The 25,286-nt window shown below is 71.0% G+C and carries 22 protein-coding genes; 15 read left to right on the top strand and 7 right to left on the bottom strand.

All coding sequences use genetic code 11. The features are described 5' to 3' along the window. Positions 1–66 precede the first annotated feature (66 nt). Entirely contained in the window at positions 67–2,427 is a 2,361-nt protein-coding gene (locus AB0I81_RS41580; protein ID WP_360669308.1) for an FAD-dependent oxidoreductase, read from the top strand. On the opposite strand, the gene AB0I81_RS41575 is transcribed toward AB0I81_RS41580, so the two are convergent. From AB0I81_RS41575 to AB0I81_RS41565, 3 genes are read right to left on the bottom strand one after another with little or no spacing between them, the layout of a single operon-like run. Then, positions 2,405–3,175, bottom strand: a complete 771-nt coding sequence (locus AB0I81_RS41575) for a GntR family transcriptional regulator (protein WP_360669305.1) — start codon at positions 3,173–3,175, stop codon at positions 2,405–2,407. The genes AB0I81_RS41580 and AB0I81_RS41575 overlap by 23 nt on opposite strands. A gap of 29 nt (positions 3,176–3,204) precedes the next feature. Next, a complete protein-coding gene (locus AB0I81_RS41570) occupies positions 3,205–4,329 on the bottom strand; it encodes a nitronate monooxygenase family protein (protein ID WP_360669302.1) in 1,125 nt (374 codons plus the stop codon). Positions 4,330–4,345: 16 nt separating this feature from the next. Beyond that, on the bottom strand, positions 4,346–4,987 hold the full coding sequence (locus tag AB0I81_RS41565; protein WP_360669299.1) for a DapH/DapD/GlmU-related protein: 642 nt from the start codon (positions 4,985–4,987) through the stop codon (positions 4,346–4,348). 131 nt (positions 4,988–5,118) lie between these two features. On the opposite strand from AB0I81_RS41565, the gene AB0I81_RS41560 reads away from it, so the two are divergent. The 13 genes from AB0I81_RS41560 to aspS all read left to right on the top strand — a co-directional run bounded on the left by AB0I81_RS41560 (position 5,119) and on the right by aspS (position 20,660). Then, positions 5,119–6,786: a CTP synthase gene (locus AB0I81_RS41560; protein ID WP_360669296.1), complete on the top strand. Its 1,668-nt coding sequence runs from the start codon at positions 5,119–5,121 to the stop codon at positions 6,784–6,786. Further along, complete coding sequence (locus AB0I81_RS41555) at positions 6,783–7,394, top strand: NUDIX hydrolase (RefSeq protein WP_360669293.1); 612 nt, start codon at positions 6,783–6,785, stop codon at positions 7,392–7,394. The genes AB0I81_RS41560 and AB0I81_RS41555 overlap by 4 nt, the downstream gene beginning before the upstream one ends. A 15-nt stretch (positions 7,395–7,409) precedes the next feature. Next, on the top strand, positions 7,410–8,315 hold the full coding sequence (locus AB0I81_RS41550) for a site-specific tyrosine recombinase XerD (protein WP_360669290.1): 906 nt from the start codon (positions 7,410–7,412) through the stop codon (positions 8,313–8,315). Between the two features lie 117 nt (positions 8,316–8,432). Beyond that, on the top strand, positions 8,433–9,374 hold the full coding sequence (locus tag AB0I81_RS41545) for a ParA family protein (protein ID WP_360669287.1): 942 nt from the start codon (positions 8,433–8,435) through the stop codon (positions 9,372–9,374). After that, entirely contained in the window at positions 9,371–10,189 is an 819-nt protein-coding gene (locus tag AB0I81_RS41540; protein WP_360669284.1) for a segregation/condensation protein A, read from the top strand. Before AB0I81_RS41545 ends, AB0I81_RS41540 begins: the two co-directional genes overlap by 4 nt. Positions 10,190–11,012: 823 nt before the next feature. Beyond that, positions 11,013–11,534 carry an SMC-Scp complex subunit ScpB gene (gene scpB, locus AB0I81_RS41535; RefSeq protein ID WP_360669710.1) on the top strand — a complete coding sequence of 174 codons (522 nt, stop codon included), beginning with the start codon at positions 11,013–11,015 and terminating at the stop codon, positions 11,532–11,534. Further along, complete coding sequence (locus AB0I81_RS41530; RefSeq protein WP_360669281.1) at positions 11,531–13,579, top strand: pseudouridine synthase; 2,049 nt, start codon at positions 11,531–11,533, stop codon at positions 13,577–13,579. The genes scpB and AB0I81_RS41530 overlap by 4 nt, the downstream gene beginning before the upstream one ends. Before the next feature lie 68 nt (positions 13,580–13,647). Further along, positions 13,648–14,007, top strand: coding sequence for a chorismate mutase (aroH, locus tag AB0I81_RS41525; RefSeq protein WP_360669278.1), 360 nt, complete (start codon positions 13,648–13,650; stop codon positions 14,005–14,007). 140 nt (positions 14,008–14,147) lie between these two features. Then, a complete protein-coding gene (locus AB0I81_RS41520) occupies positions 14,148–15,236 on the top strand; it encodes a prephenate dehydrogenase (protein WP_360669275.1) in 1,089 nt (362 codons plus the stop codon). A 63-nt stretch (positions 15,237–15,299) separates the two neighbouring features. Beyond that, positions 15,300–16,439 (top strand): FAD-dependent oxidoreductase, encoded by a 1,140-nt coding sequence (locus AB0I81_RS41515; protein WP_360669272.1) that lies wholly within the window; start codon positions 15,300–15,302, stop codon positions 16,437–16,439. Between the two features lie 558 nt (positions 16,440–16,997). Then, positions 16,998–17,633 (top strand): (d)CMP kinase, encoded by a 636-nt coding sequence (gene cmk, locus AB0I81_RS41510; protein WP_360669707.1) that lies wholly within the window; start codon positions 16,998–17,000, stop codon positions 17,631–17,633. Positions 17,634–17,668: 35 nt separating this feature from the next. After that, positions 17,669–19,060 (top strand): ribosome biogenesis GTPase Der, encoded by a 1,392-nt coding sequence (gene der, locus AB0I81_RS41505; RefSeq protein WP_360669270.1) that lies wholly within the window; start codon positions 17,669–17,671, stop codon positions 19,058–19,060. 271 nt (positions 19,061–19,331) lie between these two features. After that, positions 19,332–20,660: an aspartate--tRNA(Asn) ligase gene (aspS, locus tag AB0I81_RS41500; RefSeq protein ID WP_360669267.1), complete on the top strand. Its 1,329-nt coding sequence runs from the start codon at positions 19,332–19,334 to the stop codon at positions 20,658–20,660. Positions 20,661–20,779: 119 nt separating this feature from the next. On the opposite strand, the gene AB0I81_RS41495 is transcribed toward aspS, so the two are convergent. The 3 genes from AB0I81_RS41495 to AB0I81_RS41485 are packed head-to-tail and all read right to left on the bottom strand — an operon-like array spanning position 20,780 to position 23,587. After that, positions 20,780–22,405: an MFS transporter gene (locus AB0I81_RS41495; protein WP_360669264.1), complete on the bottom strand. Its 1,626-nt coding sequence runs from the start codon at positions 22,403–22,405 to the stop codon at positions 20,780–20,782. A gap of 10 nt (positions 22,406–22,415) precedes the next feature. After that, a complete protein-coding gene (locus AB0I81_RS41490; protein ID WP_360669261.1) occupies positions 22,416–23,069 on the bottom strand; it encodes an LppX_LprAFG lipoprotein in 654 nt (217 codons plus the stop codon). Between the two features lie 59 nt (positions 23,070–23,128). Beyond that, positions 23,129–23,587, bottom strand: a complete 459-nt coding sequence (locus AB0I81_RS41485; protein ID WP_360669258.1) for a MarR family transcriptional regulator — start codon at positions 23,585–23,587, stop codon at positions 23,129–23,131. Positions 23,588–23,621: 34 nt separating this feature from the next. Between AB0I81_RS41485 and AB0I81_RS41480 the strand changes: the two genes are divergently transcribed. Continuing rightward, complete coding sequence (locus AB0I81_RS41480; RefSeq protein ID WP_360669255.1) at positions 23,622–24,548, top strand: cation diffusion facilitator family transporter; 927 nt, start codon at positions 23,622–23,624, stop codon at positions 24,546–24,548. A gap of 143 nt (positions 24,549–24,691) precedes the next feature. Here the strand turns inward: AB0I81_RS41480 and AB0I81_RS41475 are convergent, their stop codons facing one another. Further along, positions 24,692–25,279 (bottom strand): 4'-phosphopantetheinyl transferase superfamily protein, encoded by a 588-nt coding sequence (locus AB0I81_RS41475; RefSeq protein ID WP_360669252.1) that lies wholly within the window; start codon positions 25,277–25,279, stop codon positions 24,692–24,694. Between the last annotated feature and the right edge of the window lie 7 nt (positions 25,280–25,286).

Below are 25,286 nucleotides of genomic sequence, written 5' to 3'. Positions count from 1 at the left end.
TTGATGCTAGCCCCGACACCCTTAACGGTCTAGACCTTTAGGGACGTGGCGATTAGCCTCGCGACCATGAGCGACTCGGCCCGGATCGTGATCATCGGCGGCGGCGTGGGCGGCGCGTCCGTCGCCTACCACCTCACCCAACTCGGCGAACGCGACGTCGTCCTGCTGGAGCGGGACGAGCTCACCAGCGGCTCCACCTTCCACTCCGCCGGTCTGGTCGGCCAACTGCGCGCCGACCCCACGCTGACCCGGATGAACCAGTACTCCGTCGAGCTCTACCGCACCCTGGACGCCGGATGGAACGAGTGCGGCGGCATCAAGCTGGCCGCCACGCCCGAGCGGATGGCGGAGATCCGCCGCCAGATCGGCTGGGCGCGCACGTTCGGGCTGCCGCTGGAGGAGATCTCCGTGGCCGAGGCCGTGGAGCTGTTCCCGCTCATGGACCCGGAGGGCGTGGTGGGGGCGGCGTACCTGCCGACGGACGGGCAGGTGGACCCCTCGCAGCTCTGCTACGCGCTGGCCACGCGCGCCCGCGAGGGCGGCGCGACGCTGCGGACCCGCACCCGCGTGCTCGGGATCAAGGTCGCGGGCGGGCGCGTCACGGGCGTGCGCACCGACCAGGGCGACATCGACTGCGAGATCGTGGTCAACTGCGGCGGCATGTTCGCCGCCGAGATCGGCCGGATGGCGGGCGTGCGCGTGCCGATCATCCCCATGTCGCACCAGTACGTGGTGACCGACGCCTTCCACGACCACACGGGACTGCCCACGCTGCGCGACCCCGACCTGCTCGTCTACTACCGGCAGGAGGTGCAGGGCCTGGTCATGGGCGGGTACGAGCGCACCTGCGCCCCCTGGACGGTCACGGCCAACGCCTTCGACGCCATCCCGCCCGACTTCAACGGCCGCCTGCTCGCCGAGGACTACCCACGATTTGAGGAAATTTCCGACAACTCCAGGGTGCGGGTGCCGGCCATGGCCGACGTCGGAATCAGGAAGCTGATCAACGGGCCGGAGGCGTTCACCCCGGACAACGAGTTCTGCCTGGGCGAGACCGAGGTGGGCGGGTTCTACGTGGCGGCCGGGTTCTGCGCGCACGGCATCGCGGGCGCGGGCGGCATCGGCAAGGTCATGGCCGAGTGGATCGTCGAGGGCGAGCCCGGCATGGACCTGTGGCACATGGACGTGCGCCGGTTCGGCCGCCAGTACCGTTCGCCGTCGTACACGATCAAGCGCTCGGTCGAGAACTACGAGACGTACTACGACATCCGCTACCCCGGCCACGAGCGCTCGGCGGGCCGGCCGCTGCGGCTCTCACCCGCCTACGGCTGGCACGCCGCCCACGGTGCCGTCTTCGGCGAGAAGTCGGGGTGGGAGCGGGTCAACTACTACGCGGCCAACGAGGGCGGGACGGAGGACGAGCGGCCCATCGGCTGGGCGGGCCGGCTGTGGTCGTCCGCGATCGGGGCCGAGCACCGCGCCACCCGTACGGCCGCCGGGCTGTTCGACGAGAGCTCGTTCGCCAAGATCGAGGTCAGCGGGCCCGACGCGGCCGACCTGCTGGAGTGGGTGTGCGACAACCGGGTGGCCCGCAAGACCGGCGCCGTCACCTACACGCAGGCGCTCAACCGGCGCGGCGGCATCGAGTGCGACTTCACCGTCACGCGGCGCGGCGAGGAGGAGTTCCTCATCGTCACCGGCACCGCCTTCGGCTCGCACGACCTGGGCTGGCTGCGCAAGCAGGCCGCGCTGCGCGGCTCGAAGGCCAGGATCGCCGACGTGACCGGGCAGTACGCCTGCTTCGCCCTGTGGGGGCCGCGCGCAGCCGACATCCTGGCCGGGCTGACGCCCGATCCGCCGGACTTCCCGTTCATGTCGGCGCGCGAGCTGACTGTGGGGGACGTGCCGGTGCTGGCGCTGCGGGTGACGTTCGTGGGCGAGCACGGGTGGGAGCTGTACTGCTCCACCGAGTACGGGCTCGCGCTCTGGCAGACGTTGTGGCGGGCGGGGGAGCCGTACGGGCTGACCGCCGGAGGTTACCGGGCCATCGACAGCCTGCGCCTGGAGAAGGGCTACCGGGTGTGGGGCGCGGACATCGGGCCCGAGACGACGCCGTACGAGGCGGGGCTCGGCTTCTGCGTCAAGACCGACAAGGAGTTCCTCGGCGGGGACGCCATCGACCCCGCCCCGGAACGCAGACTGCGCTGCGTCACGCTGCGCGATCCCCGTGCCGTCGCCCTCGGCAACGAGCCGGTGCGGCTCGACGGTCAGGTGGTGGCCAGGGTCACCTCCGGCGGGTACGGCTACACCGCCCGCGAGTCCATCGCCTACGCCTACCTGGCGGCCGAGCCCGGAGCCCAGGTCGAGATCGAGGTAGAGGGGCGGTGGGTGGCGGGCAGCGTGGTCAAGAGCCCTCTGGTGCCGTGACGCCGCTGCGTACCGAGATGCGGACCCGGTCGGGGCGGAACAGGTCGAGCGCGTGCTCCACCGGGGTGCCGTCGCCGGCGTAGGCGGTGCGTTCGATCAGCATGAGCGGCGTTCCCGGGGTGACGTCCAGCTCGGCGGCCTCGGCGGGCCTGGCGATCACCGGGTCCAGGTGCTCGACCGCGGTACGCGGCTCCAGGTCGTACCGGGTGGCCAGCAGGGCGTACAGGGAGCCGGTCAGGTCCTCTTCGAGCAGGCCCGGCAGGCACGGGAAGCAGGAGCGCTCCAGCGCGATCGGCGACCCGCCCGCCGAGCGCACCCGCGCCACCTCGTGCACCGGCGCGCCCACCGCGACGCCGAGCGCCCTGGCCACGGCGGCGGGCGCGGGCACCGTCGCGGCGCGCAGGATCCGGGCTCGCGCCCGCAGGTGGGCGCGGCGCATCTGCTCGGTGAACCCGGCCAGCCCCGTCAGGTCGCACTCGATGCGCGGCTCGGGGCGCGGCTCGGCCACGAACGCGCCGCCCGCCCGGCCCGGCACCCGCAGCAGCACGCCGTCGTGCGCCAGGGTGGCCAGCGCCTGCCTGAGCGTCATCCTGCTCACGCGCAGCCGCCCGGCCAGCTCCCGCTCCCCGGGCAGCCGGTCGCCCGGCGCCAGCTCGCCGGCCGCGATCGAGGCGAGCAGCCAGCGTTCGATCTGCACGTGCGCGGGGACGCCGGTGCCACGCTCCAGCTCAGGCGGGGTCCCGACCACAGGCGCAGATTACCTCCTAAACAGGGGCGTCACTCCGAAAGGTGGCGCAGCCGTTCGACGGCCTCACCGAACTCGGCGATCAGGTCATAGACCACGTCCTTGGCGGGCCTGACCTGGTCGAGCTGGCCTACGACCTGCCCCACGTAGTAGTTGACCAGCTCCATCGCCCCCGGCTCGCCCTTCTCCGCCGCCGCCCCGATGCGCGCCATCGCGCTTTCGGCCACCAGCATCTGCAGCGGCATCCCCAGCGGCCCCGGGCTCTCCTGGCCCGAGTCCCACTCCTCGGTCCAGGCCGACTTGAGCTGCCTGGCCGGCTTGCCGGTACGCGAGCGGGACCGGACGGTGTCCAGCGACGAGGCCGCCAGCAGCTTGCGCTTGACCGCCGGAGCCGTCTCGGCCTCCTCGGTGGTCAGCCAGACAGAGCCGCACCACACGCCCTCGGCCCCCAGCGCCATGGCCGCCGCCATCTGCCGCCCCGACGCGATGCCGCCCGCCGCCAGCACCGGCACCGGCGCGACCGCGTCCACGACCTGCGGCACCAGCACCATGGTGGAGATCTCGCCGGTGTGCCCGCCCGCCTCCGTGCCCTGCGCCACGATGAGGTCCGCGCCCGCCGCCACCTGCCTGCGGGCGTGCTCGACCGTACCGACCAGCGCGGCCACCGGCACGCCCGCCTCCCTGGCCCTGGTCACCATCTCGGCCGGCGGCGGGCCCAGCGCGCTGGCGATCAGCCCGATCCGGTGCTTGAGCGCCACGTCGATCAGCCCCGTCGCCCCGGCCGCCGTCACGCGCCTGCCGAACTCGTCGGCCACCGCGGTCAGCGGCTGGCCGGGGGAGCTGACGCCGTACTTGGACAGCAGGTGGGTGACGAAGTCCCGGTGCCGGTCGGGGACGGAGTCCATGAGGTGCGCGCGCCGGTCGAGCACGGAGGCGTCCAGCTTGCCCGGCACGAGCACGTCCACGCCGTACGGGCGGCCGTTCACGTGCTCGTCCAGCCAGGTCAGCTCCGTGTCGAGCTGCTGCGGCGCGTACGCGACCGCGCCCAGCACCCCGAACCCGCCCGCGTTCGTGACGGCGGCCACCACGTCGCGGCAGTGGCTGAAGGCGAACAGCGGGAACTCGATGCCCAAACGCTCACAGATAGCGGTCCGCATGATTCGACGCTAACTGTCAGAACCTTGTTCGGTCCATCCCTTCGGGCTCCATCGTGACGGGCGTGTGCCAGCCCAGGTCGGGTGAGTAGCCGCGTACCCGCCTGGCCGGGACCCCGGCCACCACGCTGTGGTCGGGGAACTCGCCGCGCACCACCGCGCCGCCCGCCACCACGCACTGGCGGCCCAGCGTGGTGCCCGGCAGGATGATCGCGCCCGCGCCCAGCCAGGAGCCCGAGCCGATGGAGACGGGGCTGTTGCGCGGCCACTGCCTGCCGATGGGGATGTCCGGGTCGTCGTAGACGTGGTTCTGGTCGGTGATGTACACGTACGGGCCGGTGAAGACGTCGTCGCCGATGTCGATGGACTGGTGGGCCACGATGTGCGAGCCCCGGCCGATCGAGCAGCTCCCGCCGATCCGCAGGATCGAGGCGGGTCCGAGGTCCGGGCCCGGCATCATGCCGCAGGAGATCGACACCCGCTCGCCGATGAGCGTGTGGTCGCCGATCTCGATCCATCGCTCCCCGAAGATCGCGCCAGGGGGGAAGGCGATGCTCACCCCGTCGCCGAGACGGCGGAAACGGTAGCCGGCGGGACTGGCGGGAGTGATCGCACCGGCGTGGCGGATCGCCGTGTAGGCACGGTGTATCAATGTGCCCAAAGCCCGCCGTACTAGTGACATAGGGACCAAAGTTACCGCTAGGTCATGCCGTTCAGGCATGTGAGGGGCGTTGTTTGATATCCTGAGAGCCCGTGGACACATCGACCACACCTCGAGCCACGGGAGCCCCTTTGCGCAGCGCATCGCAAACCAAGCATCTGTTCGTCACCGGCGGTGTCGCCTCCAGTCTCGGCAAGGGGCTAACGGCATCCAGCCTCGGTCGCCTGCTCAAAGGGCGCGGTCTGAGGGTCACCATGCAGAAGCTGGACCCTTACCTCAACGTCGACCCCGGCACCATGAACCCGTTCCAGCACGGCGAGGTGTTCGTCACCGACGACGGTGCCGAGACCGACCTCGACGTCGGCCACTACGAGCGGTTCCTCGACACCGACCTGCACGGCTCGGCCAACGTGACCACCGGCCAGGTCTACTCCAACGTCATCGCCAAGGAGCGGCGCGGCGAATACCTGGGCGACACCGTCCAGGTCATCCCGCACATCACCAACGAGATCAAGGACCGCATCAGGGGCATGGCAGGTCCCGAGGTGGACGTCGTCATCACCGAGGTCGGCGGCACGGTCGGCGACATCGAGTCGCTGCCGTTCCTGGAGGCCGTGCGGCAGATCCGGCACGAGGTGGGGCGCGACAACGTGTTCTTCCTGCACGTGTCGCTGCTGCCCTACATCGGGCCCTCGGGAGAGCTGAAGACCAAGCCGACCCAGCACAGCGTGGCGGCGCTGCGCAGCATCGGCATCCAGCCCGACGCGATCGTGCTGCGCTCCGACCGGCCCGTGCAGACGGCGATCAAGCGCAAGATCAGTCTCATGTGCGACGTGGACGAGGACGCCGTCGTCTCCGCGGTGGACGCCGCCTCGATCTACGACATCCCCAAGGTGCTGCACTCCGAGGGGCTCGACGCGTACGTCGTGCGCCGGCTCGGCCTGCCCTTCCGCGACGTGGACTGGAAGGAGTGGGAGCAGCTCCTGCGCCGGGTGCACCGGCCGGCCAAGGAGGTCACGATCGCGCTGGTCGGCAAGTACATCGACCTGCCCGACGCGTACCTGTCGGTCACCGAGGCGCTGCGCGCCGGCGGGTTCGCCAACGACGCCCGCGTCAACATCCGCTGGGTCAAGAGCGACGACTGCGAGACCCCCGAGGGCGCCGAGCGCGAGCTCGACGGCGTGGACGGCGTGCTCATCCCCGGCGGCTTCGGCGTACGCGGCATCGAAGGCAAGATCGGCGCCACCAGACACGCCCGGGAGAACAAGATCCCGCTGCTCGGCATCTGCCTCGGCATGCAGGGCATGGTCATCGAGGCCGCCCGCAACATGGCCGGCATCGAGGACGCCAACTCCGCCGAGTTCGACCCCGACACCAAGCACGCGGTCATCTCCACCATGGCCGACCAGGAGGACGTCGTCGCCGGCGAGCGCGACATGGGCGGCACCATGCGGCTGGGCAGCTACACCGCCAAGCTCGGCGAGGGCACCCTGGCCAGGCAGCTGTACGGCGGCAAGGCCAAGGCCGACGAGCGTCACCGGCACCGCTACGAGGTCAACAACGCCTACCGCGAGCAGCTTGAGAAGGTCGGCCTGATCTTCTCCGGACTGTCGCCCGACGGCCGCCTGGTCGAGTACACCGAGCTGCCCGCCGAGATCCACCCGTTCTTCATCGGCACCCAGGCCCACCCCGAGTTCCGCTCCCGCCCCACCAGGGCCAACCCGATGTTCAAGGGCCTCGTCAACGCCGCCCTCGTCTACGCCGACAGCCGCGTGGGCGCCACCAAGGTGGGCCCGTGAAAGTGGAGGACACGCCCGAGGCGTGGGACGTCGTCGAGACCAGGCACCGGTTCAAGGGCCACGTCATCGAGGTGGTGACCGACACCGTCAGGATGCCCCGCGACGAGGTCGCCGACCGCGACTACGTCGTGCACCCGGGATCCGTCGCCGTGCTCGCCCTCGACGAGCGGAACCGGGTCCTGATGATCAGGCAGTACCGCCACCCCACCAGGCAGCTCATGTGGGAGCTGCCCGCCGGGATCCGCGACGTGGCAGGCGAACCGCTCGTCACCACCGCCGCCCGCGAGCTGGCCGAGGAGGCCGGTTACCGGGCCGACACCTGGTACACCCTGGTCGACCTGCGCTCCTCGCCCGGGATGAGCGACGAGCGGATCCGGGTGTTCCTCGCCCGCGGCCTGACCAAGATCCCCGACGAGGAGAACGGCTTCGTCCAGCAGCACGAGGAAATCGACATGCCGGTCGAATGGGTCCCCCTGGCCGACGCGGTCGAGAAGGCACTCATGGGAATGATCCACAATTCCCCGGCCGTGGCCGGTATCCTCGCCGCATATGCGGCATCGGTTGAGGGGTTCGCCCTGTTGCGCCCCGCCGACGCCCCGGAGGCGTGACGGAAGGACCAGTTCGTGGAGGCAGTGCTCTCCAGCTACCTCGCCCACCTGGCCGTGGAACGGGGCCTGGCTGCCAACACGCTCGCGTCCTACCGTCGTGACCTGCGCCGATACTTTGATCACCTCCAGGCGCGCGGCCGCCTGGAGCTGGATCAGGTGGGCGAGTCCGACGTGCTGGACTTCCTCGCGGCGCTGCGCGAGGGCGACGGCGAGCACCCGGCGCTGGTCGCCAGCTCCGCCGCCCGCGCCGTCTCCGCCGTACGTGGGCTGCACCGTTTCGCCCTGCGCGAAGGCGTCACGGCGCACGACCCCGCCCACGAGGTACGCCCGCCACGGCAGCTGCGCAGGCTGCCCAAGGCCATCGGCGTGGCCGAGGTCGAGCGCCTGATCGCCGCCTCCGGCCCCGACGGCGCCCCCCTCACGCTGCGCAACCGGGCCCTCCTTGAGGTCCTGTACGGCACCGGCGCCCGCATCTCCGAGGCCGTCGGGCTCGCCGTGGACGACCTGGAGGACGACCAGGTACGCCTGACCGGCAAGGGCAACCGCACCCGCATCGTGCCCCTGGGGCGCTACGCCAGGTCCGCACTGGACTCCTATCTGGTACGCGCCCGCCCCGGGCTGCTCTCCCACGGACGCGGCACCCCCGCCGTCTTCCTCAACGCCCGCGGCGGCCGCCTGACCAGGCAGGGAGCCTGGGAGGTGCTGCAGGCCGCCGCCGAACGCGCCGGACTCGCCGGGATAAGCCCGCATGTTCTCCGGCATTCCTTCGCAACTCACCTAATAGACGGCGGCGCGGACGTTAGGGTGGTACAGGAGTTGCTCGGCCATGCCTCTGTGACGACCACTCAGGTCTACACCCTGGTCACGGTCGACAAACTTCGCGAGGTCTACGCGGCCTCGCATCCGCGCGCCCGGCAGTGATCTATAGTCTTTTGGGACGTGCGTCGCCCACGGCGTGCCGCCTTGCCGCGTTAAGTGGTGACGCCATAGTGTCCGTCCGGACGGTCCGGTTCGGGATCGTCAGGGAGGTTCGAGCTGGTGACTGTGACGACCAAGGGTTCGACCCCGGGGACCCCCGACAACCCCTGGGGCGACACCAAGACCAACGCGCCCTCCAACGGCGTCAACCTGGGCCCGACACGGCGGCCCAGACCCGTGTTCCCCGAGCCGGTGCCGCCGGCCGTGCACGGCCCGGCGCGCGTGGTCGCGATGGTCAATCAGAAGGGTGGCGTCGGCAAGACCACCACCACCATCAACCTGGGGGCGGCGCTCGTCGAGTGCGGCCTGAAGGTGCTGCTGGTCGACTTCGACCCGCAGGGGGCGCTCTCCGTCGGTCTGGGCATCAACCCGCTCCAGCTCGACCTGACCGTCTACAACCTGCTGATGGAGCGCGGCGTCACCGCCGAGGAAGTGCTGCTCGAAACCGGCGTCGAGGGCCTCGACCTGCTGCCGAGCAACATCGACCTGTCGGCCGCGGAAGTGCAGCTCGTCACCGAGGTCGCCCGCGAGCAGGTGCTCGGCCGGGTCATCAAACCGCTGCTGCCGCACTACGACGTCTGCCTCATCGACTGCCAGCCGTCGCTGGGCCTGCTCACGATCAACGCGCTGACCTGCGCGCACGGCGTGATGGTGCCGCTGGAGTGTGAGTTCTTCGCGCTGCGTGGCGTGGCGCTGCTCATGGACACCATCTCCAAGGTGCAGGAGCGGCTCAACGAGGACCTCGAGATCGAAGGTCTGCTCGCCACCATGTACGACGCCCGTACGCTGCACGGCCGCGAGGTGCTGGCCCGCGTGGTGGAGGCGTTCGGCGACAAGGTGTTCCACACGGTGATCAACCGCACGGTGCGCTTCCCCGACGCGACGGTGGCCGGCGAGCCGATCACCACGTTCGACCCGTCGTCACTGGGCGCCAACGCCTACCGTGAGCTGGCCCGCGAGGTGCTCTCTCGCTGGCCGGCGCCTGCGACAATGGCCAGGTGACCGAAGAGCAGAGCACGCCCCAGGGCTTCCAGGTCCACCTGGACGTCTTCGAGGGGCCCTTCGATCTGCTCCTCGGTCTCATCGCCAAGCACAAGCTGGACATCACCGAGGTCTCGCTCTCCAAGGTCACCGACGAGTTCATCGCCTATATCAAGTCCCGGGGTCCCGAGTGGGACCTCGACCAGACCAGCCACTTCCTGCTGGTGGCGGCCACCCTGCTGGATCTGAAGGCGGCCAGGCTGCTGCCTTCGGGTGAGGTGGAGGACGAGGAGGACCTGGCGCTGCTGGAGGCCAGGGACCTGCTGTTCGCGCGGCTGCTGCAGTACAAGGCGTACAAGGAAGTGGCGAAGATCTTCGCCGGGCGGATGGCGGAGGAGGCGCTGCGCTTTCCGCGTACCGCGCCGATGGAGGAGCAGTTCGCCAACCTCCTGCCCGAGCTCATCCTGGGGATCGGCCCCGAGCAACTCGCCCGCATCGCCGCCAAGGCCTTCACCCCGAAACTGCCGCCCACCGTCAACGTGGGGCACATCTACCAGCCGCTGGCCAGCGTCAAGGAGCAGGCGGCGATCCTGGTCATGCACCTGCGCCGGCTCCGCCGCGCCACCTTCCGCGCGCTGGTGGCCGACTGCGAGGGGACCTTCGAGGTCATCGCACGGTTCCTGGCCGCGCTGGAGCTCTTCCGGGAGTCGGCGGTGACGTTCGAGCAGGTCGAGCCCCTGGGGGATCTGCACGTGACCTGGACGGGCGCCGATGACGGGGATGTGGCGGTGGGGGACGACTACGAGGAATCCGCGGAGACACCATCCAATGACTGACGACAATCCGTTGCCGAACCCCCGCAAGTCACCCGACTCCGAGCCTCCGTTGCCCGCCTGGATGACCCTGCCCGGCTCAATGGCCCAACGGGCAGCCCCCGAGGCCGAAGCCGAATCCACCTGGCCCCCCGACCCGGCCCCGGCCGATGCGGCTTCCACCGACCCGACCGCGACCGATGCGGTTCCCACCTACCCGGCCCCGGCCGATGCGGACCTGACTGACCCGGCCCCGACCGGTGGAGACCTGACCGACTCGGCTCCAGCCGATGTGGCTCCGACGCTCCCCGACCCGACAGACGTGGCTTCGACGGAGACGGCTCCGGCCGACGGACCGGTCGCGGGTGCGGCTGACTCGGACGCGGCCAGCCCTGATACGGCCAGCCCCGAAACGGCCGGCACGTCTGCGGCCGGCACCTCTACGGTCGGCACCCATGCGGAGGGCACCGATGCCGAGGGTGCTGATGTGGTGGGTGCTGCGGCAGGTGCCGATGCGGTTGGCGCTGAATCCGCGCACCCTGAGACGGCCAGCGCCGATACGACCAGCGCCGCCGATACGGCCGGCACCGCCTTTCCTGGCGCCGGGTCGGCGGGACGTGGTGCGGTGGAGGTCGGCGCAACGCGCGCGCCCGAGGAGGCGGTCGGGGCGCGAAGGGACGAGCTGGCGAGCGGTGCGCATGACGAGGCGCAGCGGGACGAGGCGGCCAGCGGTGCGCATGACGAGGCGCAGCTGAGCGAGACGCAACTGGATGAGGCGCAGTTCGGCGAGGCGCAGGCCGAGGAGGGGCAGCGGGGCGAATCGGAGGGGCCGACGCTTCAGGCCGCGTTGGAGGCTATCCTGCTTGTGGTAGACGAGCCGGTCGCCGAGATAACCCTCGCCCAGGTGCTGGAGCGGCCCACGCACGAAGTGGCCGCCGCTCTGCGCGCTCTGGCGGCGGAATATACCGCCGCCGGACGGGGTTTCTCTCTGAGAGAAGTCGCAGGCGGCTGGCGGTTCTACACGCGTGCCGACTGCGCACAACTGGTCGAGCGGTTCGTACGCGACGGCCAGCAGACGCGGCTGACCCAGGCCGCGCTGGAAACACTCGCGGTCGTGGCCTACCGGCAACCGGTGAGCCGCGCCCGCGTAGCCGCCGTGCGCGGCGTGAACAGCGACGGCGTCATGCGGACGCTCGTCGCCAGGGGGCTGGTCGAGGAGGCCGGTTCCGACCCGGAGAGCCAGGCAGTGCTCTACCGGACAAGCTCATACTTCCTTGAACGTCTGGGACTGAGGGACCTGAGCGAGCTCCCCGAGCTCGCGCCCTTCCTCCCCGACGACGTGGAGAATCTCGAGGAGACGACAAAGTGATCAACAGGCGCAGCACCCCGTCCGGTGATGGACGCGGTCGAGGACGTACCGGCGGCTCCGGCCGCGGCGGGCGTCCCGCCTTCCGCTCCGACGACACCCGTGGCGGCGGCGGTTTCCGCCGCGACGACGACTTCCGCGGCGGATCCCGCCGCGACAACGACTCCAGCGGCGGACCCCGCCGCGACGGCTTCCGCGCAGGCCCCTCGCGCGATTCCCTGCGCGCCGACCGGGGCGGATCCCGCGCCCGGTACGGCAGACGCGACGGCGAGGGCGAAAGCCGCAACACACGAGATGACCGGTACGGGCAGAGCGGCCGCCCAGCTCAGGGCGCAGACCGAGGTGCCCGTGCGGACCGGTACGGCCGAAGCGGGCGCGATGACCGATTCGGCCGGGATGACCGCTCGGGCCGAGGCGATCAGGAGAGCCGCTACGGCCGCGACGAGCGTCCCCGCCGCGACGATGGCTACGGCCGTGACGACCGCCCTCACCGCGAGGACCGTCCCCGCCGCGACGATCGCTACGGCCGCGAGGACCGTTACAGCCGCGAGGACCGCTCTGGCCGCGAGGACCGTTACGGGCGCGGTGACCGCTTCGAGCGGCCACGGGGCGAGGAGCGGGGCGGCTACCGTTCCGAGGCCCGTGACGACCGGCGTGATGATCGGCGCGACGACCGGCGCGACGACCGGCGCGACGACCGGCGCGACGACCGGCGCGACGACCGGAGGGACGACCGGGCCGGTGGGTTCCGTGCCGGGCGCAGCGGGCGTCGCGAGGACTTCGGCCCCAGGGGCACGAGTTCGTCCCGTGCCCGTTACGGCAGGCGGGACGGCGATGACCGGCCTCGCGGGACCGGTGGCGACCGGACGCGCCAGAGCGGCGACCGCGCTTCCCGGAGCGGCGACCGCACTTACCAGAGTCGCGATCGCGCGTACCAGGGCGGCGACCGTGCGTACCAGGGCGGCGATCGAGGCCGTCAGGGTGGCGACCGGGGTCGGCAGGGCAGTGACTGGGGTCGGCCGGGCGGCGGTGACGGGCGCGGTGCGCGTACCCCTCGCCGTGACGACGTGCAGACCCTCGGCGGGAACAGGCGCGGGACCTCCGGCCCCCCGCAGCGCGGCGGTTCCCAGCGCGAGGGCTACGGCGGCCCGCAGCGCGGCGGTTCCCAGCGGGACGGCTACGGCGGCCCTCAGCGCGGCGGCTCTCAGCGGGACGGTTACGGCAGCCCGCAGAGCAGTCGGGTGAAGGCCGCGCGCCAGCCCATCCGCGACCGCGACTTCTACCCCGAGGGCTACACCGACGAGCGCGACACCACCGAGGTCCCGGGCGGCGTCCGGCTGCAGAAGGTGCTCGCGCAGGCGGGCGTGGCCAGCCGCAGGGCCTGCGAGGAGATGATCGGCGACGGTCGGGTGACCGTCAACGGCCAGGTCGTACGCAGGTTCGGCGCCAAGGTGGACCCGGCCGCGCAGGTCATCCACGTGGACGGCAAGCGCATCCCGACCGCGCCCGACCTGGTCTACTACGCGCTCAACAAGCCCATCGGCGTTGTCTCCACCATGGACGACCCGCAGGGCCGCCCGTGCCTGGCCGACTTCGTCGAGGAGCTCGCGCCGAGGCTGTTCCACGTGGGGCGGCTCGACACCGAGACCGAGGGCCTGCTGCTGCTCACCAACGACGGCGAGCTGGCCAACAGGCTGACGCATCCCAGTTACGGCGTGCAGAAGAAGTACTGGGCCAAGGTGCCCGGGCCGATCCCGCGCGACCTGGGGCGCCGCCTCAAGGAGGGCATCGAGCTGGAGGACGGCATCGCCAAGGCCGACTCCTTCGCCATCGTGCAGGAGCACGGCCAGCAGGCGCTGGTCGAGATCGTGCTGCACGAGGGCCGCAAGCACGTGGTCAGGCGGATGCTGGAGGAGAGCGGTCACCGGGTGATCGACCTGGCCAGGATCGAGTTCGGACCGGTGAAGCTGGGCCGTACCAAGGCGGGCACCGTAAGGTCGCTGAGCTTGAAGGAAGTCGGCGAGCTGTATGCGGCCGTGAAGCTGTAATCTGGCCGGACGCAGGAGCCCGTGCGAACCCGCACGGGCTCTCCGGTTCGTTGAAGGGGAAAAAGCACATGGTACGGGCGATCCGCGGGGCGATCCAGGTGGACGCCAACGACCGTGACGCGGTCATTTCGGGCACGACCGAGCTGGTCAACGGGATCATGGGACGAAACAGCCTGACCCCCGACGACGTGATCAGCGTGTTGTTCACGGCCACGCCCGACCTCACGGCCGAGTTCCCCGCGCTCGCGGCGCGCAAGCTGGGCTTCCACGACGTGCCGCTGATCTGTTGCACCGAGATCGACGTGCCGGGGGCGCTGCCCCGTGTCGTACGTCTGATGGCGCATGTGGAGACCGACCGGCCGCGTTCCGAGATCCAGCACGTTTATCTGCGTGGTGCGCTGGCACTGCGCCAGGACATCGCCCAGTAAACCGGACATTCGCCCGGTAACGGGCGACTCGCCGTCCCGTAGGCAGCAGCAACCGTTGGCAAGAGGCCCGCGCGATACTGGCGGCTCCGGCACCACCATCCTTCCACCGCCCACACCGCCCGATAAATCAGGACATCGTGATGGAACTTCGCTCCGTGCTCGTCGTCGGCACCGGTCTCATCGGCACCTCCGCGGCGCTGGCGCTGCGCAAGCGCGGGGTGCGGGTGTTGCTCGCCGACCGCGACCAGGCAGCCGTGCGGCTGGCGCGGGAACTCGGCGCGGGCGAGGACTGGCGGCCCGCGGACACGGCGTCCGAGCGGGCGGACCTGGCGATCATCGCGGTGCCTCCGGCGTACGTGGCGAGTGAACTGCTGGAACTGCAGCGGATCGGCGCGGCCCGCTTCTACACCGACGTCGCCAGCGTCAAGGCCGAGCCCATCCACCGGGCCGCGCAACTCGGCTGCGACCTGGCCTCCTACGTCGCCTCCCACCCGCTGGCCGGGCGCGAGAAGTCGGGGCCGGGGGCGGCCAGGGACGACCTGTTCCTGGGGCGGCCCTGGGCGCTGTGCCCGACCGAGGAGTCGGGGGCCGAGGCCAAGGCGGCCGTACTGCGGCTGATCGAGTTGTGCGGGGCCAACGCGGTCGAGGTGGGCGCCATCGACCATGACCGCGCGGTCGCCGTGGTCTCCCACGCGCCCCACGTGGCCGCCTCCGCCGTGGCCGCCCGCCTGGCCGACGCCACCGACGTCGCGCTCGGGCTGGCCGGGCAGGGCATACGCGACGTCACCCGGATCGCGGGCAGCGACCCCGGCCTGTGGCTGGGCATCCTGTCGGGCAACGCCTCCCCGGTCGCCGAGGTGCTGGAGGCCGTGGCCAACGACCTGGCCGACGCCGCGAGCGCGCTGCGGGCCATGGCCGAGGGCGACGGCACCGCCACCAACGAGATCACCCAGCTGCTCAAGCGCGGCGTCGTGGGCCACGACCGCATCCCCGGCAAGCACGGCGGCCCGGCCTCCGCCTACGCCGTCGTCCAGGTCGTCATCGGCGACCGCCCCGGACAACTCGCCCGGCTGTTCCAGGTGTGCGACGAGATCGGGGTCAACGTCGAGGACGTACGCCTGGAGCACGCCCCCGGCCTGCCCCTGGGCATCGCCGAACTGTCGGTGGAGCCGGGCGCGGCGCTCACCCTCACCGAGGCCCTGCACGAACGCGGCTGGCAAGTTCCCTGATTCCGATGTCACATCCGCGCTTTCTCGATCCGTCTTCATCGGCACATCGAGGAGGTAACGGAAATGACGAACATTCTGGTACTCGGCGGAGGCTACACCGGCATCACCGCGGCCATCAGAGTCGCCCGCAAGACCCGCGCCGCCCGCGTCACCCTGGTGAACGCCTCGCCGCGGGTCACCGAACGGCTGCGCCTGCACCAGACCGCCGCGGGTGAGCGGCTGGCCGACCACGCCCTGACGGACGTGGTGGCCGGCACCGGCGTCGAGGTCGTGGCGGGCAGGGTGGCCGGGATCGACCCGGACGCTCATGAGGTGAGGCTCGACGGCGGGCGGGTGCTCGGCTACGACAAGCTGATCTACGCGCTCGGCACCGTCACCGACGCCTCCGTCCCCGGGGTCGCCGAGCACGCCCACGTCTACGACGACTACGCGGCCGCCGTACGGCTCTCGCGGCGGCTCGACGAGCTGACCGGCGGCACGGTGGTGGTGGCCGGCGGCGGGCTGACCGGCGTCGAGACGGCGGCCGAACTGGCCGAGGCCCGTCCGCACCTGCGCGTCGTCCTGCTGACCAGGGGACGGCCCGGCTCGATGATGGGCGGGAGCGCCCGCGCGTACATGGAGGCGGCGCTGGAGCGGCTCGGCGTCGAGGTACGTCCGGGCGTGGAGATCAGCAAGGTCCTGCCCGACGGCGTCGAGCTCGGGGACGGCGAACTGGTCCACTCCGACGCCACCATCTGGACCACCGGCACCAAGGGCCTGCCCCTGGCCACCGAGTCGGGGCTGCGCGTCGACGCCCGGGGCCGGATCGTGGTGGACCCGGAGCTGCGCTCGGTCTCGCACCCCGACGTGTACGCCGTCGGCGACGCCGCCGCGATCACCCAGAAGTTCGGCGTCATGCACGGCACCTGCCAGGGCGGGATCCCGAGCGGCCTGGCCGCCGCCGACTCGCTGGCCGCCACGCTGCGCGGCCGGACGCCCAAGCCCTTCCGGTTCGGTTACATACACCAGCCCCTCAGCCTGGGACGCAAGGACGCCGTGATCCAGTTCACCCGGCCGGACGACAGCCCGCGCCGGTGGTACCTGGCGGGCCGCGCGGCCATCGTCTACAAGGAGACGGTGAGCGGCAGCCCGATCTGGACCTGGAAGCTGCTCAAGCGCGGCCTGGTGCCGGTCTGGGTCTTCGCGCTCACGGCGGGCTTCTGATGACGCGCAACGGGCGGGACCATGGCAGGTCCCGCCCGTCGCACCCCCACGCATGCGAGTGCGCTGCTCGTACCCGCCCGCTGCCCCCCAACACCAGAACCTAACGACAAGCCCGCCCGGGCCACCGCCACACCAGCCCCCTCCAGCCCGCACCGGACCCGTTCCACGCGGCCGCCCGCCTGCACCGGGGCGGTCCACTGGTCCGCCAGCCTGCATCACGCCCGTATCCACCGGGGTCGTCGGCGCGAGACGCATGCTCAGCTTCCGTGCAGCCATCGCACGGGCAACACGCGCCGCTTCCGTGGAGCCACCAGCACACAGGCGGCCAACCCAGGCCGGCCAAGGTAGGGACGGCCAGCCATGGCGGACGGCCAGACAAGGCCGGTCGGGGGAGTGGGCGGGACCCGTACCAAGGTCGGCTGGGCGGAGCAGCCTGGGCCTCCCGTTGTGGGCTGACAGCGGAAGCTGGATCGCTGACCGGTGCGGAGGCGGTAGCCTCTTCGGAGTTGGACCACCACACGTGAAGAGGGAGAGGCCGTGACCGGTCTGGTCGTCGCCATGGACGGCCCTTCGGGGTCGGGTAAGTCGAGCGTGTCGCGTGGGGCCGCCCGCGCGCTGGGCCTGCGTTACCTCGACACAGGGGCGATGTACCGGGCGATGACCTGGTGGATGCTCTGGCAGGGAGCCGATCTGGCCGACCCCGCCGCCATCGCGGCTCGCTGCGGCGAGCCCGCCATCGTGGCGGGCACCGACCCGGACGCCCCCACCATCCACGTTGACGGCGTGGACGTGGCGGGGCCGATCAGGGAGGCCGAGGTGACCGCCGCGGTCTCCGCCGTCGCCGCCGTGCCCGAGGTGCGGGAGCGCCTGGTCGCGCTGCAGCGGCAGATCATCGGCGCCGGCGAGATCGTGGTCGAGGGCCGCGACATCGGCACGGTCGTGTGGCCGGACGCCGCCGTCAAGATCTACCTGACGGCCAGCCCCGAGGCCCGTGCCCGCAGGCGCAGCGCCGAGGTGGGCGGCTCAACGGTGGAGGCGCAGCAGGAGGCCATGGCCAGGCGTGACACCCTGGACTCAACACGTAAGACGGACCCGCTCTCGATGGCGGATGGCGCCATCGAGCTCGACACCACCGCGCTGAACCTGGAAGAGGTCATCGCGGAGGTGCTGAGACTGGTCAAAGAGCGCACCTGACCTTCAGGTGCGGTACTCACTAAGGACGAAATATCGTGTCAACGGGGGATTGGGTCGAGGCTGACCTCGACGACCTTGAAATCGACGAGCACGAGCACGGTGCGCCGCTGCCGGTCGTCGCCATCGTGGGACGGCCGAACGTCGGCAAGTCCACGCTGGTCAACCGCATCATCGGCCGCCGCGAGGCGGTCGTCGAAGACGTTCCGGGCGTCACCCGCGACCGCGTCACCTACGACGCCAACTGGCGCGGGCGCCGCTTCACCGTCGTCGACACCGGCGGCTGGGATCCCGACGCCACCGGCATGAACCTGCGCATCGCCGAGCAGGCCCAGGTCGCCGTCGAGCTGGCCGACGTGATCGTGTTCGTCGTGGACACCACCGTGGGCGCGACCGACGCCGACGAGATCGTGGGCTCGGTGCTGCGGCAGTCGGGCAAGCCGGTCATCCTGGCCGCCAACAAGGTCGACAACCAGCAGCTCGAACTGGAGGCCGCCGCGCTGTGGTCGCTGGGGCTGGGGGAGCCGTACCCCGTCTCGGCCCTGCACGGACGCTCCAGCGGCGACCTGCTCGACGTGATGCTCGACGCGCTGCCCGAGACGCCCGAGGTCACCTTCGGCGCGGAACGCGGGCCGGCCCGCGTCGCGCTGCTCGGCAAGCCCAACGTCGGCAAGTCCTCCCTGCTCAACAAGCTGGCGGGGGAGGAGCGGGTGCTGGTGGACCCCATGGCGGGCACCACCCGCGACCCGGTGGACGAGCTGATCGAACTGGGCGGGCGCACCTGGCGCTTCGTCGACACCGCCGGCATCCGGCGGCGCGACCGCGAGTTGCAGGGCGCCGACTTCTACGCCGCCATGCGCACCCGTTCCGCGCTGGAGCGTACCGAGGTGGCGATCGTGCTGATCGACGCCAGCGAGCCGCTCACCGAGCAGGACCTGCGCATCATCGGCTTGGTCATCGAGTCCGGGCGGGCGATGGTGGTGGCCTTCAACAAGTGGGACCTGGTCGACGAGGACCGGCGCTACTACCTGGAGAAGGAGATCGACCGGCAGCTCGTACGCACGCCGTGGGCGCTGCGGGTCAACATCTCCGCCAAGACGGGGCGGCACGTCGATCGGCTGGTCCCGGCCCTGGAGAAGGCGCTCGACTCCTGGTCCACCCGGGTGCCGACGGCGCGGCTCAACGCGTTCCTGACCGAGCTGGTGCACCAGACCCCGCCGCCGGTGCGGGGCGGCAAGCAGCCGAAGATCCTTTTCGCCACCCAGGCGTCCGTCGAACCGCCCAAGTTCGTGCTGTTCACCTCGGGCTGGCTGGAGGACACCTACCGGCGCTTCATCGAGCGGCGCATCCGCGAGGAGTTCGGCTTCGCCGGGTCGCCGATCGAGGTCACGATGAAGATCAGGGAAAAGCGCGCGAAGAAGGACAAGTGACTGCGGTACGATCTGCCGCAACACGTTGACGGAGACGAGTAGCCAGCGGGTCCCCACGGGCCCAGAGAGCCGCCGGTAGCTGTGAAGGCGGTACCGTGCCCCGCTGGTGAAGACACTCCCGAGTGCGGGGAGGAAATGCCCCGCCGGCCGACCCCCGTCATCGGGTCGTGGAGGCCGCCTCTTCGCATGGGGCGGCGAAAGTGCGGTGGCACCGGGAGCTCCCTTCTCCCCCGCACTCCCAAGGGGTCATGCACTTCCGTGAGGAGCTGTAATGATCTCTCGTGTCATGTCGGCGAAGCTCGCTGAGCACGCCGGCCAACGAGTGACGATCGCCGGATGGGTCCATCGCCGCCGGCGCCTCAAGTCCGTTTCCTTTCTCGTCATCCGAGACCGCACCGGCCTGGCCCAGGCAGTCGCCGAGCACCACCTGCCGCCTGAGGTGGGTGCCGCTGGGCGCGGCCTGCTTTTCGAGGGGGGTTTCGCCGGGGGCGGCTTGCCGCCTGAGGAGAGTGTCGTGGAGGTCACCGGTACCGTGGTGGCCAACGCGCAGGCGCCGGGGGGCTACGAGCTGGTCTCGCCGCAGGTCGAGGTGCTGGCGGAGCCGTGTGAGGCGCCGCCGTTCGACCTGTACCGGCCCGTGGTGGGGGCGGCGCTGCCGACCGTGCTCGACCACGCGCCGGTCGCGCTGCGGCATCCGCTGCTGCGGGCGGGACTGGAGATCTCGGCCGCGAGCGCGGCGGGGTTCCGCGAGACGCTCGACCGGCTCGGATTCACCGAGATCCACACCCCGAAGATCGTCGGCTCGGCAACCGAGTCGGGCGCGAACGTCTTCGGGCTCGACTATTTCGGCAGGCCCGCGTACCTGGCGCAGTCGCCGCAGTTCTACAAGCAGGCGATGACCGGCGTGTTCGAGCGGGTCTACGAAGTCGGGCCGGTCTTCCGCGCCGAGCCGCACGACACCGTGCGGCACCTGGCCCAGTACACGAGCCTGGACGCCGAACTCGGCTTCATACGCGACCACCGGGACGTGATGGCGGTGCTGCGTGAGGCAGTCGCGGGCATGCTGGAGTCGGTACGCGACCGCGCCGCCCCGGCGCTGGACCTGCTCGGCGTCGTACCGCCCGAAGTGCCCGCCGAGATTCCCGCCATCCACTTCACCGAGGCGCAGCGGCTGACCTCCTCCGACGAGCCCGACCTGGCACCCGCGCAGGAGCGGTGGTTGTCGGAGTGGGCGGAGCGGGAGCACGGCTCCGAGTTCCTGTTCGTCACCGGCTACCCGATGGTCAAACGGCCCTTCTACACCCATCCCGACCCCGCGCGGCCCGGTTGCACCAACGGGTTCGACCTGCTCTTCCGTGGGATGGAGCTGGTCACGGGCGGCCAGCGGCTGCACCGCTACGAGGACTACGTACGGGCGCTGGCCGAACGTGGTGAGGGGACGGAGGCGTACGAAGGGTATCTGCAGGCCTTCCGGTACGGGATGCCGCCGCACGGCGGGTTCGCGCTCGGGCTGGAACGGTGGACGGCGCGGCTGACGGGCGCGGCCAACGTCCGCCAGACCACCGCCTTCCCCCGCGACCTGCACCGCCTCTCACCATAAGCCTCCGTCGGCCGCTCGCCGCCGGTCGCCTTCAGAGCCTTAGAGCCTCAGCGCCTTTCAAAGAGCCTTGTGAGGCGCTGAGAGGCGCTGAGAGGCGACCCTCGTCGTGAGAAGGGCGCTCATGCCGTCTTCCTGGACGGCATGAGCACGGCCACGGCCGCGCCCAGCACACAGATGAACGCCGTGACCAGGAACATCTCGGTGTACTCAATGTGCAGCGCCGACTGCACCTGCGCGGTGTAGTCGGCCAGCTGCCGCTGGTACGTCTCCGCGTCCACCCCGAACGGGAGCGGCGTGTCCAGATGGGCGGTCAGAGACTGGAAGCGGTAGAAGCCCCACGCCGACACGGCGGCGATGCCGATCAGCATGCCCATCATCCTGGCCACCACTACCGCCGCCGAGGCGACGCCGTGCTGGGCCGAGGCACTCACGCGCAGCACCGCCGCCGACACCGGGGCGATCACCAAGCCGAGGCCCAGCCCGGCGACCACCAGGTCGCGGTCCATTACCAGTCCCGTGTCCGCCAGGTGGAGCGGCCACCGGCTCATCAGCCAGTAGCCGACCGCCGCCAGCGCCATGCCTGCCACCGCTACCGTCCTGTCGCCCAGCCTGCGTGCCAGTAGGCCACCCAGGAGGGCTCCGACGGTCAGGGCGGCCAGGAACCTGGCCAGCACCAGCGCCGCACCCAGGGCTTCCTCGCCGAGCAGGGTCTGGGCGGTGATCTGCACGAACACCATCGTGACCAGAAGCGCGGCGCCGGCCAGGAAGCTGACGCCCAGGGTGGCCAGCAGCGGGCCCTTGCGGGTGCCGGTGAGGTCGAGGAGGCGTACGGGGGAGCGGATCTCCCACCAGACGAAGGCGCCTCCCGCCAGCACACCGGCGGCGATCAGCGGCAGGCCCCAAGGGGGCAGGACGGCCTTGGCGGGGTCGGGGTTGTACAGGCCCACGACGAGCAGGGCGAGGGCCAGCGCCAGTAACGCCCCGCCGACCACATCAACCCGCCCGGCCACCGGGTCCGGTGCGGCGATTGTGTGCGGTTCGGCTGCCGTGTCTGGACCGCCTGTCACCTCCGGAGAGCCTGTCGTCTCCGGTTGTGCGGTCGTGCCGAGGACGTGGGTACGGGAACGGGGTGGGACCGTGAAGTGGACGGCGAGGGCGGCCAGGGCGGCGAGGGGGACGTTGATCCAGAAGATGGCGTGCCAGCCGCCCAGCTCCACCCCCGCGACCACAGTGCTCGGCACCAGCGCCAGCACCCCGCCGTACAGAGGCCCGAGGGCGCTGCCCAGTTCCTGGGCCGCACCTACCGCCCCGAGGGCCACCGGGCGCTCCCGCTCCTCCCACAGGTCCCCGATGAGCGCCATCGTGATCGGAAGCAGGGCGCCCCCGGCCACGCCCTGTACGGCACGCCCGGCCACCACCATCACCTCACCGGCCGCCAGCGCGGTCAGCACCGAGCCGAGCGCGAAGGCCGCCAGGCAGGCGTGGATGAGCGGGCGCCGCCCGTAACGGTCAGAGAGCTGGCCGAGCAGGGGCATCGCGGCGACGTACCCGAGCAGGAAGCCCGTGACGATCGGCGTGGCCCGCTCCAGGTGGTTGACCGGGATGCCCACGTCGCCGGCGATGTCGATGAGGACCGTCACCACCACGTAGGCGTCCAGCGCGGCCAGCAGCACCACCGCGCCGCCCGCGCCGAGCACCACCCGCCGGGCCCGCGCCCGCCGCACGTCGGGGAGCGCGCTCTTCACAGGGCCTGCCTCACGTCGCGGGCGGCGGTGTGATCGTGACCGGTGCGTCGTAGTCGCTGAACGACACCGTCACCGTGCCGCCCTGCAACGGCAGGCTCGCCTTGGTCAGGCGGCTGGTGGCCTGGTCGATCCAGACCTTGCCGTTCACACCCTGCGTGACGCCCGGGACGATCGGCGAGACCACGGCGGCGGGGAAGGTCGTGGCGACCCGGTAGGAGCCGCTCTCCAAAGCCTCCACCTTCGGATCGGTGGCGGAGGCGAGCAGCTGCGCGATGCCCTTGGTGGGCTCAAGGATCACCGACGGGTCGTAGAACTGGGCGAGCTGCTGCCGCGTCAGCTTCTGGAAGCCGCCTGTCGGGCCCTTGAAGTGCACCGTGTCGCCGATCAGGGCGAAGGTGACCTCTGTCAGGTTGCCGAGCACTTCGAGCGAGATCGTGCCGTCGGCGTTGCCCTCGGCCGTGAGCCGCCCGTCGGCCTTCTTGACCGGTACGTTCGGCTTGCCCTCCGTCGTGATCGAGAAGCCGGCCGACTTGACGGTCTTCATGGCCTCCGACGCCTTCTTCATCAGGTCAGGCCCGGTGGGCAGCTCGGCTCCGCCGCCACCGCCCGACGAACAGGCCGTCGCCAGGGCCAGCGTGGCCACGAGGAAGAGCTTTCTCAGCATGACCGGATCGTATCGACCACCGGCGGACGCCGTGCGCCGTCGCCGGTATCGGTTGGATGTCAGCGCAGCTTCTTCAGATGCTCCACAATCGGCGTGAACGCGGCGTCGAGCGCGTCGAGTTGCTCGTCGGTGAGCCGGTCGACGAAGTGCTCCCGTACGCTGCCCACGTGGAACGGCGCCACCCGCTGGATCGTCTCCCAGCCCTCGTCGGTCAGCACCGCGTACGTGCCTCTGCGGTCGTCACGGCAGTCCTCCCTGGTCACCAGGCCCTTGGCCTCCATGCGGGAGATCTGGTGCGACAACCGGCTGCGCGACTGGATCGTCGCGTCGGCCAGGTCGCTCATCCGCATGCGGCGGTCCTTGCTCTCCGAGAGGTTGACGAGGATCTCGTAGTCGTTCAACGAGAGTGAGTGCTCCTGCAACTCGCGGTCGAGCCGGTGCATGAGGAGCTTGTGCAACGCCAGGTGCGTACGCCAGGCACGCTGTTCTGCGGGTGAAAGCCAGCGAGGCGCGCTCATGATCCTCAATCTAGCGCAATTAAGCTGGTGCGCTATGGCGGAGAAGTCGGGAGACAGCCTCGGCACCGTGCTGGTCGCCGGCGGGGCGAACCTCACCATCGCGCTGGCCAAGCTCGTCGCCGGCCTCATCGGTGGCTCCGCCGCGATGTTGTCGGAGGCGGCCCACTCCGCCGCCGACACGGTGACCGAACTGCTCCTGCTGGTGGCCGTGCGCCGCTCGGGCAAGCCCGCCGACCGGCGGCACCCGTTCGGGTACGGCAAGGCCGGCTTCACCTGGGCCATGATGGCGGCGGTCGCGACCCTGGTGGGCGGGGCGGGCTTCTCCATCACGCACGGCCTGCACGAGATCAGCCACGGTGAGGAACTGTCGAATCTCACCCCGTCCTACATCGTGCTGGCCATCGCGTTCGTCATCGAGAGCATCTCGTTCACGAAGGCGTACTCGCAGCTTCGGGCCGAGGCCGCGCGCTACGACGTCAGCCCCGTGCGCCTGGTTCGGCTCACCTCCGACACCGCGTTGAAGGCCGTGTTGTTCGAGGACGCCGCCGCGCTCGTGGGCCTGCTCATCGCCGCCGTCGGCCTTCTCGGCTCGCAGCTGACCGGCTCGGCCCTCTGGGACGGTGCCGCGTCCGTCGCGATCGGCCTGCTCCTGCTGGTCGTCGCGCTCATCCTGATCCAGTCGAACCTGTCGCTGCTGATCGGCCAGGCGGCGCCCCAGCGCATCGAGACCGGCATCCGCGCCGTGCTGCTGGCCCAGCCCGAGGTGGAGGACGTGGTCGAACTGCTGACCATGATGATCGGGCCGGGCGCCATCCTGGTCGCCGCGAAGATCGACTTCAGGGACGAGGCCAGCGCGGCGGGGGTGGAGATCGCCTGCGAGGAGGTGGACCGGCGGCTGCGGGAGCGCTTCCCCGGAGTCAGCCAGGTCTTCCTGGACCCGACCCCGACCAGCCGCCGCTGACTCAGCCCGGGACTGCTCCGGGGCGCCCCTTTGCCTTGTCGCAGCTGTCTCACTCCAGGATGTTCCCGGGTGCCCCTTCGTCCTGCTGCCGCTGTCCCAGTCCGGGATGTTCCCGGGCGTCCCTTCGGTCTGGCGCGGCTGACTCACTCCGGGATGGGTACCCGTTTTGCGGGGAAGTCGGTGACGACGGCCACTCTGATGTCCGGGCCGGCGCTCCACTCCAGCAGGTGCCGGCCGGTCAGGTCGTCGCCGCCCTGGCCCAGCTTGCCCAGGGTCAGCTCGCCGCGTTTGATCAGCGCTTCCTTGCGGGTCCAGTGCCTGATCAGCTCGTCGTTGCCGGCCACCAGCGCGCGCTCGCGCGGCGTGAGCACGCGGTCGGCGAGCGCCGTGTCCAGGGGCCCGGGGCGTACGTGCTCGGCGTCCACGCCGACCTTGCCCGGGCCGGCTGCGGCGCACACATAGCCGCGTGTGTGGCTGAAGCTGACGCCGAGGTCGGGGGCCTGCTCCAGGTGCGGCCTGCCGTGGCCGAAGCCGTGCAGGTCGCAGTACTGCAGCAGGGTCAGCTCGCCGGGGTCGGCGTCGAGAACGGCGGCGGCGCAGAGCCGTACGAGGAGGTGGGCGGCGACGAAGCAGGCCCGGTCCTCCTCGAACCTGAAGCGGGCGGCCCGCTCCCTCTCCACCTCGGTGAGCCATTCTTCCGGGGCGCGCACCTCTTCGGGGCGGCCGCCCATCGTTAAG

Source organism: Nonomuraea sp. NPDC050404, assembly GCF_040655495.1.
GTDB lineage: Bacteria > Actinomycetota > Actinomycetes > Streptosporangiales > Streptosporangiaceae > Nonomuraea.
The sequence above is the reverse complement of the archived record's forward strand: the minus strand, read 5'-3'. Positions and strand labels throughout refer to the sequence as shown.

Excerpts from the sequence above, each read along its gene's own strand:
- AB0I81_RS41480 (WP_360669255.1), top strand. The coding sequence starts at position 23,622 with ATGGCGGAGAAGTCGGGAGACAGCCTCGGCACCGTGCTGGTCGCCGGC.
- AB0I81_RS41485 (WP_360669258.1), bottom strand. The coding sequence starts at position 23,587 with ATGAGCGCGCCTCGCTGGCTTTCACCCGCAGAACAGCGTGCCTGGCGT.
- AB0I81_RS41580 (WP_360669308.1), top strand. The coding sequence starts at position 67 with ATGAGCGACTCGGCCCGGATCGTGATCATCGGCGGCGGCGTGGGCGGC.
- AB0I81_RS41515 (WP_360669272.1), top strand. The coding sequence starts at position 15,300 with ATGACGAACATTCTGGTACTCGGCGGAGGCTACACCGGCATCACCGCG.
- AB0I81_RS41490 (WP_360669261.1), bottom strand. The coding sequence starts at position 23,069 with ATGCTGAGAAAGCTCTTCCTCGTGGCCACGCTGGCCCTGGCGACGGCC.
- AB0I81_RS41520 (WP_360669275.1), top strand. The coding sequence starts at position 14,148 with ATGGAACTTCGCTCCGTGCTCGTCGTCGGCACCGGTCTCATCGGCACC.
- aroH (WP_360669278.1), top strand. The coding sequence starts at position 13,648 with ATGGTACGGGCGATCCGCGGGGCGATCCAGGTGGACGCCAACGACCGT.
- AB0I81_RS41570 (WP_360669302.1), bottom strand. The coding sequence starts at position 4,329 with ATGCGGACCGCTATCTGTGAGCGTTTGGGCATCGAGTTCCCGCTGTTC.
- AB0I81_RS41475 (WP_360669252.1), bottom strand. The coding sequence starts at position 25,279 with ATGGGCGGCCGCCCCGAAGAGGTGCGCGCCCCGGAAGAATGGCTCACC.
- aspS (WP_360669267.1), top strand. The coding sequence starts at position 19,332 with ATGATCTCTCGTGTCATGTCGGCGAAGCTCGCTGAGCACGCCGGCCAA.
- cmk (WP_360669707.1), top strand. The coding sequence starts at position 16,998 with ATGGACGGCCCTTCGGGGTCGGGTAAGTCGAGCGTGTCGCGTGGGGCC.